14 protein-coding genes and 1 pseudogene are annotated in these 13,502 nt (G+C 62.1%); 4 read left to right on the forward strand and 11 right to left on the reverse strand.

Going from position 1 to position 13,502, the window contains the following annotated elements; genetic code table 11:
* Position 1 precedes the first annotated feature (1 nt).
* Positions 2–661, forward strand: coding sequence for an RluA family pseudouridine synthase (locus tag DXC18_RS04240; RefSeq protein ID WP_233509001.1), 660 nt, complete (start codon positions 2–4; stop codon positions 659–661).
* Positions 662–1,092: 431 nt separating this feature from the next.
* Here DXC18_RS04240 and DXC18_RS04245 read toward each other — a convergent pair whose 3' ends face one another.
* Together DXC18_RS04245 and DXC18_RS04250 are read right to left on the reverse strand one after the other, a co-directional pair.
* A complete protein-coding gene (locus DXC18_RS04245) occupies positions 1,093–1,839 on the reverse strand; it encodes a DeoR/GlpR family DNA-binding transcription regulator (RefSeq protein ID WP_117639605.1) in 747 nt (248 codons plus the stop codon).
* 3 nt (positions 1,840–1,842) lie between these two features.
* On the reverse strand, positions 1,843–2,922 hold the full coding sequence (locus DXC18_RS04250) for a Gfo/Idh/MocA family protein (RefSeq protein ID WP_117716426.1): 1,080 nt from the start codon (positions 2,920–2,922) through the stop codon (positions 1,843–1,845).
* 649 nt (positions 2,923–3,571) lie between these two features.
* On the opposite strand from DXC18_RS04250, the gene DXC18_RS04255 reads away from it, so the two are divergent.
* Positions 3,572–3,814 carry a hypothetical protein gene (locus tag DXC18_RS04255; RefSeq protein WP_117639601.1) on the forward strand — a complete coding sequence of 81 codons (243 nt, stop codon included), beginning with the start codon at positions 3,572–3,574 and terminating at the stop codon, positions 3,812–3,814.
* Between the two features lie 116 nt (positions 3,815–3,930).
* Here the strand turns inward: DXC18_RS04255 and DXC18_RS04260 are convergent, their stop codons facing one another.
* The 8 genes from DXC18_RS04260 to DXC18_RS04295 form a co-directional block, all read right to left on the reverse strand.
* Complete coding sequence (locus tag DXC18_RS04260; protein ID WP_199412196.1) at positions 3,931–4,815, reverse strand: ROK family protein; 885 nt, start codon at positions 4,813–4,815, stop codon at positions 3,931–3,933.
* 79 nt (positions 4,816–4,894) lie between these two features.
* Positions 4,895–6,019 (reverse strand): glycoside hydrolase family 172 protein, encoded by a 1,125-nt coding sequence (locus tag DXC18_RS04265; protein ID WP_172676343.1) that lies wholly within the window; start codon positions 6,017–6,019, stop codon positions 4,895–4,897.
* A 12-nt stretch (positions 6,020–6,031) separates the two neighbouring features.
* A complete protein-coding gene (locus tag DXC18_RS04270) occupies positions 6,032–6,430 on the reverse strand; it encodes a PTS sugar transporter subunit IIA (RefSeq protein ID WP_117716427.1) in 399 nt (132 codons plus the stop codon).
* Positions 6,431–6,456: 26 nt separating this feature from the next.
* A complete protein-coding gene (locus DXC18_RS04275) occupies positions 6,457–7,290 on the reverse strand; it encodes a PTS system mannose/fructose/sorbose family transporter subunit IID (protein WP_089572476.1) in 834 nt (277 codons plus the stop codon).
* 2 nt (positions 7,291–7,292) lie between these two features.
* The gene (locus DXC18_RS04280) at positions 7,293–8,078 is read right to left on the reverse strand and encodes a PTS sugar transporter subunit IIC (protein ID WP_089572477.1); all 786 of its coding nucleotides are present in this window, start codon (positions 8,076–8,078) and stop codon (positions 7,293–7,295) included.
* 9 nt (positions 8,079–8,087) lie between these two features.
* Positions 8,088–8,561, reverse strand: coding sequence for a PTS sugar transporter subunit IIB (locus tag DXC18_RS04285; protein ID WP_117716428.1), 474 nt, complete (start codon positions 8,559–8,561; stop codon positions 8,088–8,090).
* Positions 8,562–8,684: 123 nt separating this feature from the next.
* Positions 8,685–11,426 carry a PRD domain-containing protein gene (locus DXC18_RS04290; RefSeq protein ID WP_117716429.1) on the reverse strand — a complete coding sequence of 914 codons (2,742 nt, stop codon included), beginning with the start codon at positions 11,424–11,426 and terminating at the stop codon, positions 8,685–8,687.
* Positions 11,427–11,567: 141 nt separating this feature from the next.
* On the reverse strand, positions 11,568–11,969 hold the full coding sequence (locus tag DXC18_RS04295) for a hypothetical protein (protein WP_199412197.1): 402 nt from the start codon (positions 11,967–11,969) through the stop codon (positions 11,568–11,570).
* Here DXC18_RS04295 and DXC18_RS10670 point away from each other — a divergent pair.
* Both DXC18_RS10670 and DXC18_RS10675 read left to right on the forward strand, forming a co-directional pair.
* Positions 11,926–12,033 (forward strand): annotated as a pseudogene (locus tag DXC18_RS10670) (hypothetical protein); the annotation flags it as partial. The gene DXC18_RS04295 and the pseudogene DXC18_RS10670 sit on opposite strands and share 44 nt — an antisense overlap.
* 292 nt (positions 12,034–12,325) lie before the next feature.
* Entirely contained in the window at positions 12,326–12,427 is a 102-nt protein-coding gene (locus DXC18_RS10675; RefSeq protein ID WP_231501554.1) for an IS3 family transposase, read from the forward strand.
* 767 nt (positions 12,428–13,194) lie between these two features.
* Here the strand turns inward: DXC18_RS10675 and rplX are convergent.
* The gene (gene rplX, locus DXC18_RS04305) at positions 13,195–13,500 is read right to left on the reverse strand and encodes a 50S ribosomal protein L24 (protein ID WP_006235043.1); all 306 of its coding nucleotides are present in this window, start codon (positions 13,498–13,500) and stop codon (positions 13,195–13,197) included.
* Between the last annotated feature and the right edge of the window lie 2 nt (positions 13,501–13,502).

Consider the following 13,502-nt stretch of genomic DNA (forward strand, 5'->3'; position numbering starts at 1 on the left):
CGTGAACGAAGAACCTCAAGTCCTCTATTGCGACGCCTGGCTCATGGTCATCGACAAGCCCGCCGGCATGATCGTCCACGGCGACGGCACCGGCGAGCGCACGCTCACCGACTACGCCAGCGACCTGCTGCTGGCGATGGGCGACGGCTTTGCCGCGACCGATATGCAGCCGCTCAACCGCTTGGACCGTGACACCACCGGCGTGGTGCTGTTCTCACTCGACAAGCAGACGCAGCCCGCCTTTGACCAGATGATCATCGACCACGCGTTCGAAAAGCACTACCTGGCGCTCGCCGAGGGCAAGATCGACTGGAACGAAAAGCTCATCGACAAGCCCATCGCCCGCGACCGTCACGACAGCCGCAAGATGCGCGTCGGCGCCAGCGGCAAGCCGTCTCAAACGCGCGTGAAGGTGCTCAAACGTCTTAAGAGCCGTCGTGGCCTGCCCACGCGCTCGTATATCGATGTCGAGTTGCTCACCGGCCGCAAGCACCAGATCCGCGTACATCTGGCCAGCGAGCGCCATCCCCTGGTGGGCGATGACCTGTACGGAACGCCGCGTCCCTACGGCCTGATGCTCCATGCCCACAGCGTGTCCTTTACGCATCCCGTAACCGGCGAGCACATCCACATCGAAGCCCCCTGCCCCTGGGAGCCCTAAACCACCACAAAGGGGACAGGCACCTTTGTGGTGGTTTTGTGCCGCGATGGCTCTGCCGGATTCCCAAACATCTCGATCTGTAACAGCTAAAGCCCATTTTGCGGTCCATCTGTTACAGATCGAGACATTCGAATCCCCTCAAGGGAATAATCTCAATCTGTAACAGTAACTCGGCAAAATCAGTCCCAGATGTTACAGATTGAGACAAAGGGACGGCGCGGTTCGTAAGTATCTCGATCTGTAACACCTAGCCCACTTTTTACGGTCCAGTTGTTACAGACTTAGACAAACCGGCAGGCAACGAAAGCGGCGACGCCCGTGATGGACGTTGCCGCTTTTCTATTGAGAAAACTACTCGGTTTTCGTTACTAACCACCACAATGGGGACAGGCACCTTTGTGGTGGTTTTGGCCTTAGCCCGTCCCCTGCTGTTAGACCGTGATGACGTTGTCCATTGCCCGGTACTTGGCGGGGACCTCGCCTGCGGTAATAATCGTTGCGTCGCGGAAGTCCGCAAACTTGACGGGCGCCACCATGCCAAATTTGCTGGCGTCCGAGATTACGAAGCGTTTGGCCGTATGACGCATCGAGATGCGCTTTACTTGGGCCTCCTCGATATCGGGCGCCGTGAAGCCCTGCTCGGCGGCGATGCCATTAGAGCCCCAAAAGCCACAGTTGAAGTTGTAGCGATCTAAGGTTGCCAAGGCATCGGGGCCAACGAGCGCCTCGGTCTCGGGTTTGAGCTCGCCGCCCAGCACCACGGTACGCATGCCGCGCAAAGCGAGATGCTGAGCATGGAGCACGGAATCAGTCACATAGGTGACCCCTTCGAGATGCGGAAGATGCTCGATGAGCCTGAGCGTCGTCGAACCCGAATCGATGTACACAAAGCTCTCGGGCTCTACCAGCGCCGCCGCACGGGCGCAGATACGTTCCTTGTCGTCGTTATGGAGATCGCTGCGCTCATTAAGCGTTAGGTCGCGCGTCACGTGCGCGCGCTCAAGGCTTGTCGCGCCGCCGTGCACCTTGGCGATGCGGTGCGCTCGGTCAAGTGTCTGCAGGTCGCGTCGAATGGTAGAAGCCGTCACACCCAGGGCATCGGCAAGCTCTGGCACCGTTACTGAGCCAGCCTGTTGCACCATCGAGACGATCGCATTGAGTCTATCTTCCGCGAGCATCGCTTACTCCTCCTCGGGGTAGACGACTCCCCAATCGGCACGGAGCTTGGTCATCAGCTCCATAACATCAGAAGCATAGTCCAGAAGCTCACGCTTGGAATCATCGCCGGCGACGGCCTTCTCGAGGTCAGCCATCTCGTAGCATAGTGCGTAAGCCTCGGTGCCCGCGACGACCTCCTCGCGATGACCGTCCGCAGTCCACACGATGGTCGCATGGTCGGCGCGCGGATACTCGTTGACCTCGATATAGCACTTATCGAAGCTGATGACCGAGCGCTTGGGCTGCTTGGAGTGGAGCGTAAGGCTCACGACGCCCAGCTGCTGCTCGGCGTTACGGCAGACAATGCCGCCCGCAACATCGACACCAGTCTCGCAGGTGTTGCCGAGCGAAACAACTTCGGTTGGCTGGCTGGCCATAAACAGGCGCATGACAGAAAGGGCATAGACGCCGATGTCGAGCATGGCGCCGCCGGCGAGGTTGCGGTTGTAGAAGCGATTGGTCAAGTCGCCGTACTCCTTATAGCTGCCAAAGTTGAGCTGGGCGAGATTCATACGGCCAAAGTCGCCTACATCCATGCGACGGCGCAGCTCCTGATACAGCGGCATGTGAAGCACTGTGGTGGCGTCCATAAGGACCACGTTGTGATCGTCGGCGATGGCGCGGGCCTCGTCGAGCTCGGCGGAGTTGAGGGTAATGGCCTTCTCGCAGAGCACGTGCTTGCCGGCGGCCAGCGCGGCACGCAGATAGGTAATATGCGTGTTGTGCGGCGTGGTGATATAGACGGCGTCGATGTCCGGATCGGCGTAGAGGTCCTCGACCGTTTCATAGACCTTCTCGATGCCATACTGCTCAGCAAAAGCTTGAGCCTTGGACAGCGTGCGGTTGGCGACACCCGCAAGCTTGCGGCCGGCAAGAGCGAGAGATTGGGCCATCTGGTTGGCAATAACGCCGCAACCGATCACAGCCCAACGGAGCTCGGGAGCCGTAAAGATGTCCTCGGGGAACGGCTTGTCCTGGACCGAAGCGAATGCTGCTTTGGCGGCTACCGCGGCGTCGAGTGGAACCTGCTTGGGATCTACCATATGTGCCTCCTGGGTCATGGAGCGTCTAACATTTCTGCCGTCTCTATATTCGCACAAATTAGCGCGTATGTGCGTACTTTTGCGTATATAACCGCCAAATGGTCAAAATACAGCCGCAGACGACGCTTATACACGCATAGCCACGCAATCCTACGCACACAAATACGCACAAATGCGCACTAATCATTACTCAGAGACGGGGAATTCTGCTTAGAACTCGAAAGACAGGATGATCCGCTTCGCCTCGTCGCTCATGGCGCGCTGCAGCTCTAAGGACCGTCCCAAACTGCCGACAGAAAAGGAACGTCCCAAACTGCAGACAGAAAAAGAACGTCCCAAGGCGCCGGCATTTCAAGAGCACTCATTTAAGTCTGTCCCCAATGAGTGCAATCACTCATGTAAGTCTGTCCCCAATGAGTGGGAGCAATCAGAGACTCTTTGCGAGGGAGGCCGGACGTGGCCTTCCTCGTTTTTATTCATGGACTTTAGTCCGTGCCGCGCGGCATAGAAAGCCACCCGCTCAGCGGGTGGAGGCCAATTTCCGCTACGCGACAAAAACCTTCCCCCTAGCATGAGGATTGTTCAGGTCATCATACTAGGGGGAGGTGATTGCTGTGGCCCAGAAAGCCAACAGCCTCGCGTACACGAAATGGCTGTGCAAGCACCGCATCGCACCGAGGTCAAGCTCATCGCCGCCATCGTCGAGAAGCACCCCAAGGTGCGCTTTGCCGCGAGCCGTACCTCGGCCCACGCTGACCTCTACGACCGCATGGAGCAGGCCCTGTGCGAGCGCGTGGCCAACGCGGTGGAGGTCGTCCGCTCCGACATCAGCCCCGCGCTTCTTGTCCACACCGGTCCAAACCTCGTGGGTGTGGCGGTCCAGGGACTCTAGCGGAGGCGGGGCGTCCTGCCCCAAAAACAAATGCAAAAGACGAGCACTTCTTGCCGCTCAATTGGCAAGAAGCGCTCGTCTTTTCTTAACGCGTTGTATGGCGGAGAGAGCGCAAGTTACGCGAGCGCCCTTCTTGCCAGCTCGGCCGCGCCGAGGATTCCTTGGTCGCCGCCGCAGCCCGGGGCGCAGATGTAGCTCTCCATGTCCTTAAGCTCGGCGGTCTGGATGTAGCCACCCAGATATTCGAGGGTCTTCTTGCGGACGATGCCGTAGAGCTGCTCCTGGTGCATCACGCCGCCGCCGAGGACGATGCGGCGAGGCGAGTACATGAGCACGAGGTTCGCACACATCTGCCCCAGATAATCCCCCTCGAGCGCCCACACCTCATCGTTGTCCGCGAGCTCGGCCGCGGGCTTTCCCCAGCGCGCGGCGATGGCGGGGCCGGAGGCGAGCCCCTCGAGACAGCTCGCGTGGCTCGGGCAGACGCAGCGTCCCTCCTCGGTGGGACGGGTCCTTACCAGCATGTGACCGGCCTCGGGGTGCAGCATGCCGTGAAGGAGTCTGCCCGCGCACATGACGCCCGCGCCCACGCCGGTGCCGATGGTCACGTAGACGGCGTCCTCGAGCCCCTTGCAGCAGCCGAAGACCACTTCGCCGAGGCAGGCAACGTTAACGTCCGTGTCGTAGGCCACCGGAATCCCGAGGGCGCCGGCGAACGCGGCGCGAAGACCATGGCCTCGCCACGCGAGCTTGGGCGTCTGGAGGATGGAGCCGTAGCGCTCGTCGTTGGGGTTGACGCAGGTCGGGCCGAAGGCGCCGATGCCCAACGCGTCCACATCGCGGGCGGTGAACCACTCGATCATCTGCGGGACGGTCTCGGCGGGCGTAAGCGTCGGGGTCTCCATACGGTCGAGGACCTCGCCGTCGCCGGACACCACGGCACAGACCATCTTGGTCCCGCCGGCTTCGAGGGCGCCGAGCCTCATTTGCTTTTCGCTCATGTGATCCTCCTTACAAAGGGACGCCCGCAGTCATGGTCAACCGCGGGCGCCCATAACGTTGGCTTGTTTCGAGGCGACCCTACCTGGGCACGCGGTCCTGCCTTGCGGCAAACGGGGCGAGCACGGCGTGCGGCTCGCTTTGGTACCAGTAGGCGACGGTGGAGATGTCGTCCTCGCGCTCGTAGAGCTTGATGTCGTCGTTGCCGAGGTCCTGGAACGTCACGCGCAGGTCCTCCTTGAACGAGATCGGGTCGGGAAGGTGCCACCTGTAGAGGCCGTGCCTGGGCAGCGCGTCGTCGTTAGTCGCGAGCATCGGATTCGGGTTCGGCTTGCCCGCGCTGAAGCGGTCGCGCGTGGCGTCGCGCGTCGAGCGGTACGGGTAGCCGGCGAACAGCGTGTTGAAGCACTGCGCCTCGGGCAGCGCGTGGGGCGGCCTGTCGAGGAAGGCCCAGGCACCGCCGAAGTAGTCCTCGGCTCCCGTCGAGGTGACCGTGGGGAACTCCTCGTCGCCGTCGAGGAAGAACTTCATCTCGCCCTCGCCCCACCAATAGCGCTCCAGGGCGCACAGGGCCATGTAGGTGCCGACGTAGTAGCCCTTGCCGCGCACGCCGTCGAGCACGGTGTAGTCGACGCCCCTGCGGGTGCTGCGCTCGCGGTTAAAGCGGGCGTGGAAGTACATGGCGTCGTCCGGCACGTCGGTGAGCGCGTAGTTGAACGTGTAGAAGATGTACTTAATGAACCCGGGGTGCTCGCTCGTAAGCGTGACCTTGGCGTGCTTCCTGAAGGGCATCTCGAAGTAGCAGTTCATGCCGCCCGTCGGGTTCACGCAGATGGGCATCGAGTTGACGATGGCGCGCTCACCGAAGCCGTTGCAGAAGAAGTCGCCGACAGGGCACTCGACCGAGGGGGTCTCCTCGTCGTCCCAGTAGAAGCGCAGCACGAGGTCACGCATGACGAAGCTGCCGGCGGCGGTCTTGTCGGGGACGGTCATCCAGATGTGGCGGATGATGCCGGGGCCCTCGATGTCCGCGAGCGTGATGGTCTCGCCGGACTCAAGGGGCACGCAGCACGAGCCCTTGCGGCCGACGCCGAGGTGGCTGGCCGACATGGCGGCGCGGCCCTTCTCGCCCGTGATGTTCTCGGGGGTGATGGCGCGGCTTTCCTCACCGCCGTGCATCCACACGTCCTTAAGGAACTCTCTCATCGTCGACCTCCTCTATTCGTCGTCGTCGCACTCGGCGGAACTGGCACCGTTCACGTAGATGATCTGCTGGCGCGCCTCGTTGACGATGGCGTCGAAGTCGAGTTTCTCGTCGGGGCGCGCGAGCGCGACCGTCATGGCGAGCGGGAGGTTGACACCCGCGATCACGTGGATCCGGTCGGAGGCGAAGCGGGAAAAGCGCTGGTTCACGCTGCCGCCGTACGCGTCGGTGAGGACGACGACCTCGTCAGTGCCCGAAAGAGCCGCCTCGACCGCCGCGTCGAGCCCCTCGCCGTTGTCGTTCACGTAGGCGCACACGGCGTTGACGGCGTCGCCCTTACCCGTAAGGAACTCGAGGGTGTCCTTGAAGCCCTGGGCGAGAAGGGAATGGCTCGCCACAACTATCTTTCTCATTGATTCACCAATCTCTTGGGTCGAAGCTAGGCGAGGATGCCGGCGGCGGAGGCGACCATCGCGAGGACGATCACCACAAGGATGAGGGCCGTCATGCTCGCGTTCTTCTTGGTAAGAAGGTAATACGCGCTTCCCGTGATGGCGGCGGGGATCATGGCAGGCAGGATCTTGTCGAGCAGCGGCTGAATCTCCATCGCGACGTCACCGAAGCTGAAGCTAATCGGGCAGGTGACGCCGATGACCGAGGCGATGAGGCAGCCGACCACGGTGAGGCCGAGCACGGAGGCGGCGGCAGTGAGGTTGGGAAGCTTCTCGCTGAAGTCGGTGACGAGCTTCACGCCCTGCTTGTAGCCGAACTCGAGGGCGTGCATGCGGACCCAGAAGATGGCCAGGATGAGCGCGAACCAGATGCCGGCTCCCACGGGGTTGCCCTCGATGGCCATGTAGGCGGCGATGGAGCCCATGATGGTCGGGATCATGGTCATGAGCAGGGAGTCGCCGACGCCGGCGAGCGGTCCCATGGTGCCGATCTTCAGGTCTTGGACGGCGTCCGCCGCCGCTAGGCCGTCGCGCTCCTCCATGGCCACGCAGGCGCCAAGGATGATGGCGGCGAGCCAAGGCTGGGTGTTGTAGTAGCGGAAGTGGTTGTTGAGCGCTTGCTTATAGTCCTCGTCGTTCGTGTAGATCTTCCTCAGGACCGGCGAGAGGGCGTAGGCGACTGAGGCGCCCTGCTGGGTCTGGTAGTTGAAGGTGCACACGCTCATGAGCCAGCGCCAGTTCGCGTTGCGCAGGTCCTTCTTGGTGACCTTGTAGCCGGAGGGCTTGCCCTCAGCGACGGCGGTGATGTTCTCGTTTTCCATGGTTACTCATCCTCTCCGATGAAGGCGTCTGCGGAAGCGTGGGCGGCGAGCTCGGTGTCCCTCTCGGCACGCTGGTAGAACGCAATCGCGAGGGCAACGCCGACGATGGCGGCGCCGATGATGGGCACGTTCAGGAAGGCCGAGAGGAAGAAGCCGGCGAGCAGGTACTGGAAGTACTTGGCGGTTGGCATGTAGCGGAGCAGCATGGCGATACCGACGGCCGGGAGCATCTTGCCGGCGAGGGTGAGGCCGGAGAGGAACCACTGGGGCATGACCTCGAGGAGCCAGTTGACGGCGGGCTGGCCGAGCGTCACGGAGACAAAGACGGGCAGGGCGGCGCACAGGCCGAAGAGCGCGGGGCAGACCCACAGGATGGCGTTCATCTGATTGAACTTACCCTCGTTGCAGAACTTCTGGGACTTCTCGACGACAAAGCCGTTGAGGATCTTGGCGACGACGTCGAGCTGGATGCCGAGCATGCCGACCGGCAGGCCGATGGCGAGGCCCGTGTCGGAGCCCAGGGTCACGCCGTAGGCGGTGGCGATGATGGCCATCGTGCCGTAGTCGGGAATGGAGGAGCCGCCGAAGCCCGCGACGCCGAGCTGCATGAGCTGAATGGTGCCGCCGATGACAAGGCCGGTCTTCCAGTCGCCCATGACGACTCCGGTGATGAGGCCCCAGAAAACGGCGTAATTGACGAAGATCATCGGGATGCCGTAGTAGTCCACGTGCTTGATGAAGGCCAGCAGGGTCAAAAGGACGACCTGCAGGATAGTGAAGTTGACCATATTTCCCCCTTAGATGAGGTCTGCGACGGAGACGGGCTTGTCGGCGGGCACGAACTGGGCCGTCACCTTGACGCCACGGGCGATGAGCGCCTTGTAGCTCTGGACGTTCTCGGCGGAGGCGTAGGCGCGCTGGGTGAGCTGGATGCCGTCCTCCTTGACGAGCGAGCCGCCGACGACCAGCGACGGGAGCTCGACGCCCGACTCGACCAGGCGAAGCATCGTCTCGGGCTCCTTGGCGATGACGAAGACCTTCTCGCGGTCGTACTTGCCCGCGGCGAAGTTCTTGAGCGCGGTCTGCTCGGAGATGATCGAAACGGCCATGCCCGCGGGGCGCGCCATCCTCATGGTGGACTTCAGGACCTCGTCGCCGGCGACATTGTCGTCGATGACCATGACTCGGGTCGCGCCCGACACCGGGGCCCACTGCGTCACGATGATGCCGTGAAGCAGGCGATTGTCGATTCGTGCCATAACAACACTCATGTTTGCTCCTATCAAATGAAGTTTTGCGTTCGGTACTGCCTCGGCGCTATCCGGATTCGCGCCGGGCAAGGGGTTATCGGATTATTGAGGACGCGCGGTCAGCTTGCGGCGGCGCGGGGAAGGTCACTCGTCGAGCAGGAGGTCCGAGGAGCCGAGGCGCTCTTCTCGCGCCGGGGCGGCGCTCACGCTTATGTAGTCGAAGACATATGCGATCTCGCTTACGGGAACCTCTACGCGATAACGCGTCGAGATGCTCGAGAAGCTCTGCCTGAAGGACTCGATGAAATCGGCGCGTTCCTCCTCGAAGCGGTCCTGGCCAACGTAGGTCTCAATGGGGTTTCTGGTAACAAGGCGCTCGACGAGACAGCATAGGTGAACGTAGAGCCCAATGATGGCGTTGCTGCCGATCTTCTCGCCTGTCCTGCGCTGAAGCTCGTGCACGGCGCTCTCGATCTCATGGAATAGCCGCTCCGGGTCGAGGATGGTGATGGAGCGGATGACGTTCTGCAGCGTCATGTTCGAGAGCAGCTTCTCGTGGAAAGAAGAGAGCTCGGAAGCGTCAAGCCACCTGCCGAACACGGCATCAACCTTAGAGGCGGACGCCGTCGACATGATGTCCTCGAGGGCGACGAAGGGGACGGAGGCGACCCCGGGGTCTCCCGTGCCGATGACGGCGCAGACGCGGTGCTCGGAGAAAACGGCGTCGTTCGACCCGTTCGCGACGAGCTGCTTGAAGGGCCTCGTGAGCAGGCGCGCGCCTATGGTGCGCGGGAGGCTCTGCGAGACGAGCTGGCGTATCCTCTCCGCGGCGTCGACCCCGGACTCGGAGCAGAAGACGATGGCGTCCTCACGGTTGACGCGCTCGATCACCTTGCAGTGCGTCACGCACGCGGCGGTCGCATCGCCAAGAACCTCGGCGATGGACTTGCCGCCGAGCAGCCCGACCCCGATCTCGAGCGCAAGACCGGTAGAGACGTTGTTCACCACGCCGATAGTGGAGTCGGTAACGTTCTCGAGGGCCTTATAGGCCTCCTCCAAGGAGCCCATGTCGACGAGGAACACGACCCCGGTGCAGTAGGAATGGCGGTCGACGAGGCGCTGGAGCGGACCGACGATGTCCTTCAGCTGCTGGTCGTAGGGCATGTCGACAGCCTCGTACACATGCATGCCGAGCATACGGTTCGCCGCGTCGGCGATGCTCGTCGCCGTTGAGTAGCCGTGGGACAAGATGACGCAGAGCGTCCGAAGGGCCTTCGCATCGCGAGACTCCGATGCGACGCACAGCGTCAGAAGCGTCTTCGTGAAGTGATCGAGCGAGATTCCCAGCGCCCCTTCCACGTCTGCGGCGACCTGATCGGAGACACTCGAGGCAAACGGCAATTCGGAGGTCACGGCACCGAGGAGATGGGAGATTTGCTCCGCACAGGCAGACTTTCGCTTAGCCAGGCCGATACCCGGCCACAACTGCAGGCAAATCTCCTGGGCCAGTAGAAAAGCGACCTTCCTCGAAAGCTCGATGCTATAAGAAGAGCCTGCGTCGGCAAGGACCGCGCCCACGACGCGCTCGAAGGCGCGCGACCTCGAGGAGGCGACGCCGTGGTCGAAGATCAAGTGATCCTCAACGCCGCGCACAGCGGAGACAGCTTGCGAGACAAGCTCGGAGACAGAGAGCTCCCCGGCGCAGAATCGCTCATCGAGGGAGCACAGGGCATCGAGCGCCTGCTCGACCGGCCCTGTGCTCTCGGCGGCATCCAGAGACGCGTCGATCAGAACGCCATCGTCGGGCTGTTGATCGATCTGCGCGGAGGAGAGGAGCCCGCTGGGAAGAAGATACGGGCGAACGACGACGTAGTCGCCCTCGCGATTGAGGAACGCTTTGGCGCAGCAGTTCGTCACGCAGGCGCGCAAGCCGGCGATGTTATCGGAAAAGTCCGCGTTCACGAGGCAACGGTATGCGCCGCGGCTGATCTTCACATCAGAACCGATTCGGCACCCCTCGCTGCGCAGGAAGCTCAAGATGAGATCCTCGCGCTCCTCGGGGGTCCGCTCCTTGAGTGAGGGGACGCGGGCACAGATGGGCATTTTGCTGTAGGCCGAGGAAACCTTCAGGTCATCGGCGGAAAGCGTCGTCGAAAGAACGAGGCGAGCGCGCGGCGCATCCTGGGAGGCATCGAGCCCGAGGGCCGTCGCAAGGCAGTGCTCCATCGCAGAGGGAGAGAGTGCCTCGATGCCGTTGACAAAGACCACACCCCCGCGCGCTTTCGCGATCGACTCGTCAAGAAGCCCGTTGAACGAGGCGGCGTCCGGGACCCCGGCGCAGTCGATGCGCACATAGGAGGAGTCGCGGGACAGCAAGCCCTGGTTCTTGCCGTACTCGTACACAAGGCGAGAAAGGAAAGACTTACCGACACCCACGCCGCCGCTCAAGAGGATGGGCAGGCCAAACGGAGGGTACTGAACCGCAGCCTTGCACTGCTCGACAACGGAGCTGAGGCTCATGTCGAAGCCCACGGCACGCGCGAAGTCGCGGTGATCGGCGATTCCCGTCGCCTGGATGAGGTCGGCGAGCGAGGCGTACTCGCTTGCAGAGAGCTTTACCTGAAAACGCTTCTGGAACGCGCGGCGATGAAAATAACGGACAGGCCTGCCCGCCACCTTAACCACAAGACCGGCGCGAACAAGGTCGTTGAGGTACTGGCTCGCCAGGCTCCTGGAGATGATGAGCGTCTCGGCGATGTCGGAGGTGGACAGACGGGCAAGGTCGTCGAGCGAGACGGCAGAGGTGAGGGCCTCGAGATGCTCGAGAATCCTGTCCCTCATGTCGACGGGTTTCTTTGCCAAGCTGTCCTGTGTGGTCTTGTCCATGACTTCTTACCTCCTCGTACAAGGAGTATAAGGGGAGAACAGAGAACGGAAGGGGGCGCGTGGGGGAATCAACAGCTCCGAGGAAAAGTCCACCACTTGAGGGGCAGAAAACAACGGCCATTGAACATTCAGGGCCGACGCTCAACACTTCCGCTCGACACTTCGCTTTGGAAAGGGCCCGGCGCGCCGGGGTCCCAACATAAAGAAGGGCCCCGGCGCGCAGGGCCTAAAGCTTAACCATGCGCGCGGCGATGCGGGCGCAGTCGCAGGCGGCCTTCTTCTCGAAAGTGTTGTAGTCACGACCCGGCCCTCGGCGCAGGGCTTGTCGCTGATGGCGCGCACGACGACGAGGGGCACGCCGTTGAGATAAGCGGCCTGCGCGATGGTGCAGCCCTCCATCTCGCAGCACAGGTCGCCGAAGGTCGCGAGGATTCGCTCCTTCTGTTCCGCGGGCGAGACGAACTGGTCGCCGGAGACGACGCGGCCCTTGAGGACCTTAATGTCGGGGGCGACGGCGGCCGCGGCGGCGCACGCCGCCAGCAAGGGCCGGAACGGATCGCGCAAGATCAAGGCGTCGCCCGGGAGGTCGGGCGTTACCGTCAGCCGGCGCCGCGTCTGCCGCATCATGAGGGAGAACGGCCTGGCCGGCGCATACGGCGGGAAGAGGTTCAAGGTGCACCCCGGGGCGGTCAACGAGGCCGACGTGTCGAACGTCGTCGCGCGCGGCTTCGGCGGCAGGGCGCCGTGCACCCATATATGCAGCGACTTGGTCTGCGTGCGCGTCGGGGCGTCGTGGAACTACGTCTGCCTGCTCGTCGACCTCTGCAACGGGGAGATCGTCGGCCACTCCGAAGGACCGAGGAGGGACGCGCGAGCTCCGAGCCAAGCTCTTGGATTACGTGCACTGGTACAACAACTTCAGGATCCACTCGACGCTGGGCTACATGTCGCCGGTCGAGTTCAGGGAGGCGGGGCCGTCCCTCCCGGAATCGTCCAAATAAGTGTTGCCAATCCATAGCCAATCCAGCCATCATCTTCGCGAAGGCGGACGTCAGGAAAAGCTCGGCTTGAGCTCGGTAGGACGCGGTCTGTGGGGCATCATTCAGGCTCAGGGGGTCTCCTTGTCTTCTTCGGTCGCAACCTGAATGATAGGGACGGCCCCTTCTCTCTTTCCCCTTCGTTTTCGACGCGTCAACCTCTCGGCGGGCTTAAGGCCCGCGCTCGCGGGTGCAGGGGCTACGCCCAAACCCCAAAAACGTAACGCCGTGCTCGAAGCGTTTCCGGACGTCAGCGTAAGCTCAAATCCCGTTCGTCAACTCATGGGCAAGCCACCTGAGACTACTCATTTCTCCTACTGGCAATGAAGACCTGCGACCTGCAGTTTTGCAAACTGCTTGAAAGCCACCTGCGTTGATTCACTTCCTATTGCAGCTGGCGGCTTGCACGCGAAAAGGCATTTAAGTTTCAAAACGGGCGTTTTCGGCGCTATCGAGCCTCCAAAGGCATCCCGCCGCGCCCTTTGGGACAAAAACAAAAACTCAAAGCCCTGAGTTCGAAAATAGTTTTTGGAGTTGTCCCGACTTTTGTCCCCGAAGCCGACGAAACGCGACAGGGTGTCACCTGGCGGCACTCGATTCGAGACGGCACCGAAAACTGGATGCAACCGGAATGACAGGACGGCAGAACCGAAGCCATCGAGTGGGGATAGAAAAAGGCCCGGGTGCCGTGGCATCCGGGCCTTTGCTAGCAACTTGATGTTGCGGGCAGCTTAGAACTTGTGGCCGCACTTCTTGCAGACGCGCAGCTTGTTCTTGCCGTCCTTCTCGTGACCGACGCGGGTAACCTTACCGCACTCGGGGCAAACGAGATTGACGTTGGAGGCGTCGATGGGAGCCTCCTGCGAAACGATGCCGCCCTGCTGGTTGGCAGCGTTGGGCTTGACGGCCTTCTTGACGACCGAAACGCCCTCGACAACGACCTTGTTCTCGGCGGGGAGAGCACGCAGGACAACGCCCTGCTTGCCGCGATCCTTACCAGAGAGAACCTGGACCTTATCGCCCTTCTTGATATACATAT

The sequence above is a fragment of the Collinsella sp. OM08-14AT genome, from assembly GCF_003438115.1.
GTDB lineage: Bacteria > Actinomycetota > Coriobacteriia > Coriobacteriales > Coriobacteriaceae > Collinsella.

Excerpts from the sequence above, each read along its gene's own strand:
- DXC18_RS04285 (WP_117716428.1), bottom strand. The coding sequence starts at position 8,561 with ATGAGTGTTGTTATGGCACGAATCGACAATCGCCTGCTTCACGGCATC.
- DXC18_RS04275 (WP_089572476.1), bottom strand. The coding sequence starts at position 7,290 with ATGGAAAACGAGAACATCACCGCCGTCGCTGAGGGCAAGCCCTCCGGC.
- DXC18_RS04260 (WP_199412196.1), bottom strand. The coding sequence starts at position 4,815 with ATGAGCGAAAAGCAAATGAGGCTCGGCGCCCTCGAAGCCGGCGGGACC.
- DXC18_RS04250 (WP_117716426.1), bottom strand. The coding sequence starts at position 2,922 with ATGGTAGATCCCAAGCAGGTTCCACTCGACGCCGCGGTAGCCGCCAAA.
- DXC18_RS04280 (WP_089572477.1), bottom strand. The coding sequence starts at position 8,078 with ATGGTCAACTTCACTATCCTGCAGGTCGTCCTTTTGACCCTGCTGGCC.
- DXC18_RS04290 (WP_117716429.1), bottom strand. The coding sequence starts at position 11,426 with ATGGACAAGACCACACAGGACAGCTTGGCAAAGAAACCCGTCGACATG.
- DXC18_RS04265 (WP_172676343.1), bottom strand. The coding sequence starts at position 6,019 with ATGAGAGAGTTCCTTAAGGACGTGTGGATGCACGGCGGTGAGGAAAGC.
- DXC18_RS04245 (WP_117639605.1), bottom strand. The coding sequence starts at position 1,839 with ATGCTCGCGGAAGATAGACTCAATGCGATCGTCTCGATGGTGCAACAG.
- DXC18_RS04270 (WP_117716427.1), bottom strand. The coding sequence starts at position 6,430 with ATGAGAAAGATAGTTGTGGCGAGCCATTCCCTTCTCGCCCAGGGCTTC.
- rplX (WP_006235043.1), bottom strand. The coding sequence starts at position 13,500 with ATGTATATCAAGAAGGGCGATAAGGTCCAGGTTCTCTCTGGTAAGGAT.
- DXC18_RS04255 (WP_117639601.1), top strand. The coding sequence starts at position 3,572 with ATGGCTGTGCAAGCACCGCATCGCACCGAGGTCAAGCTCATCGCCGCC.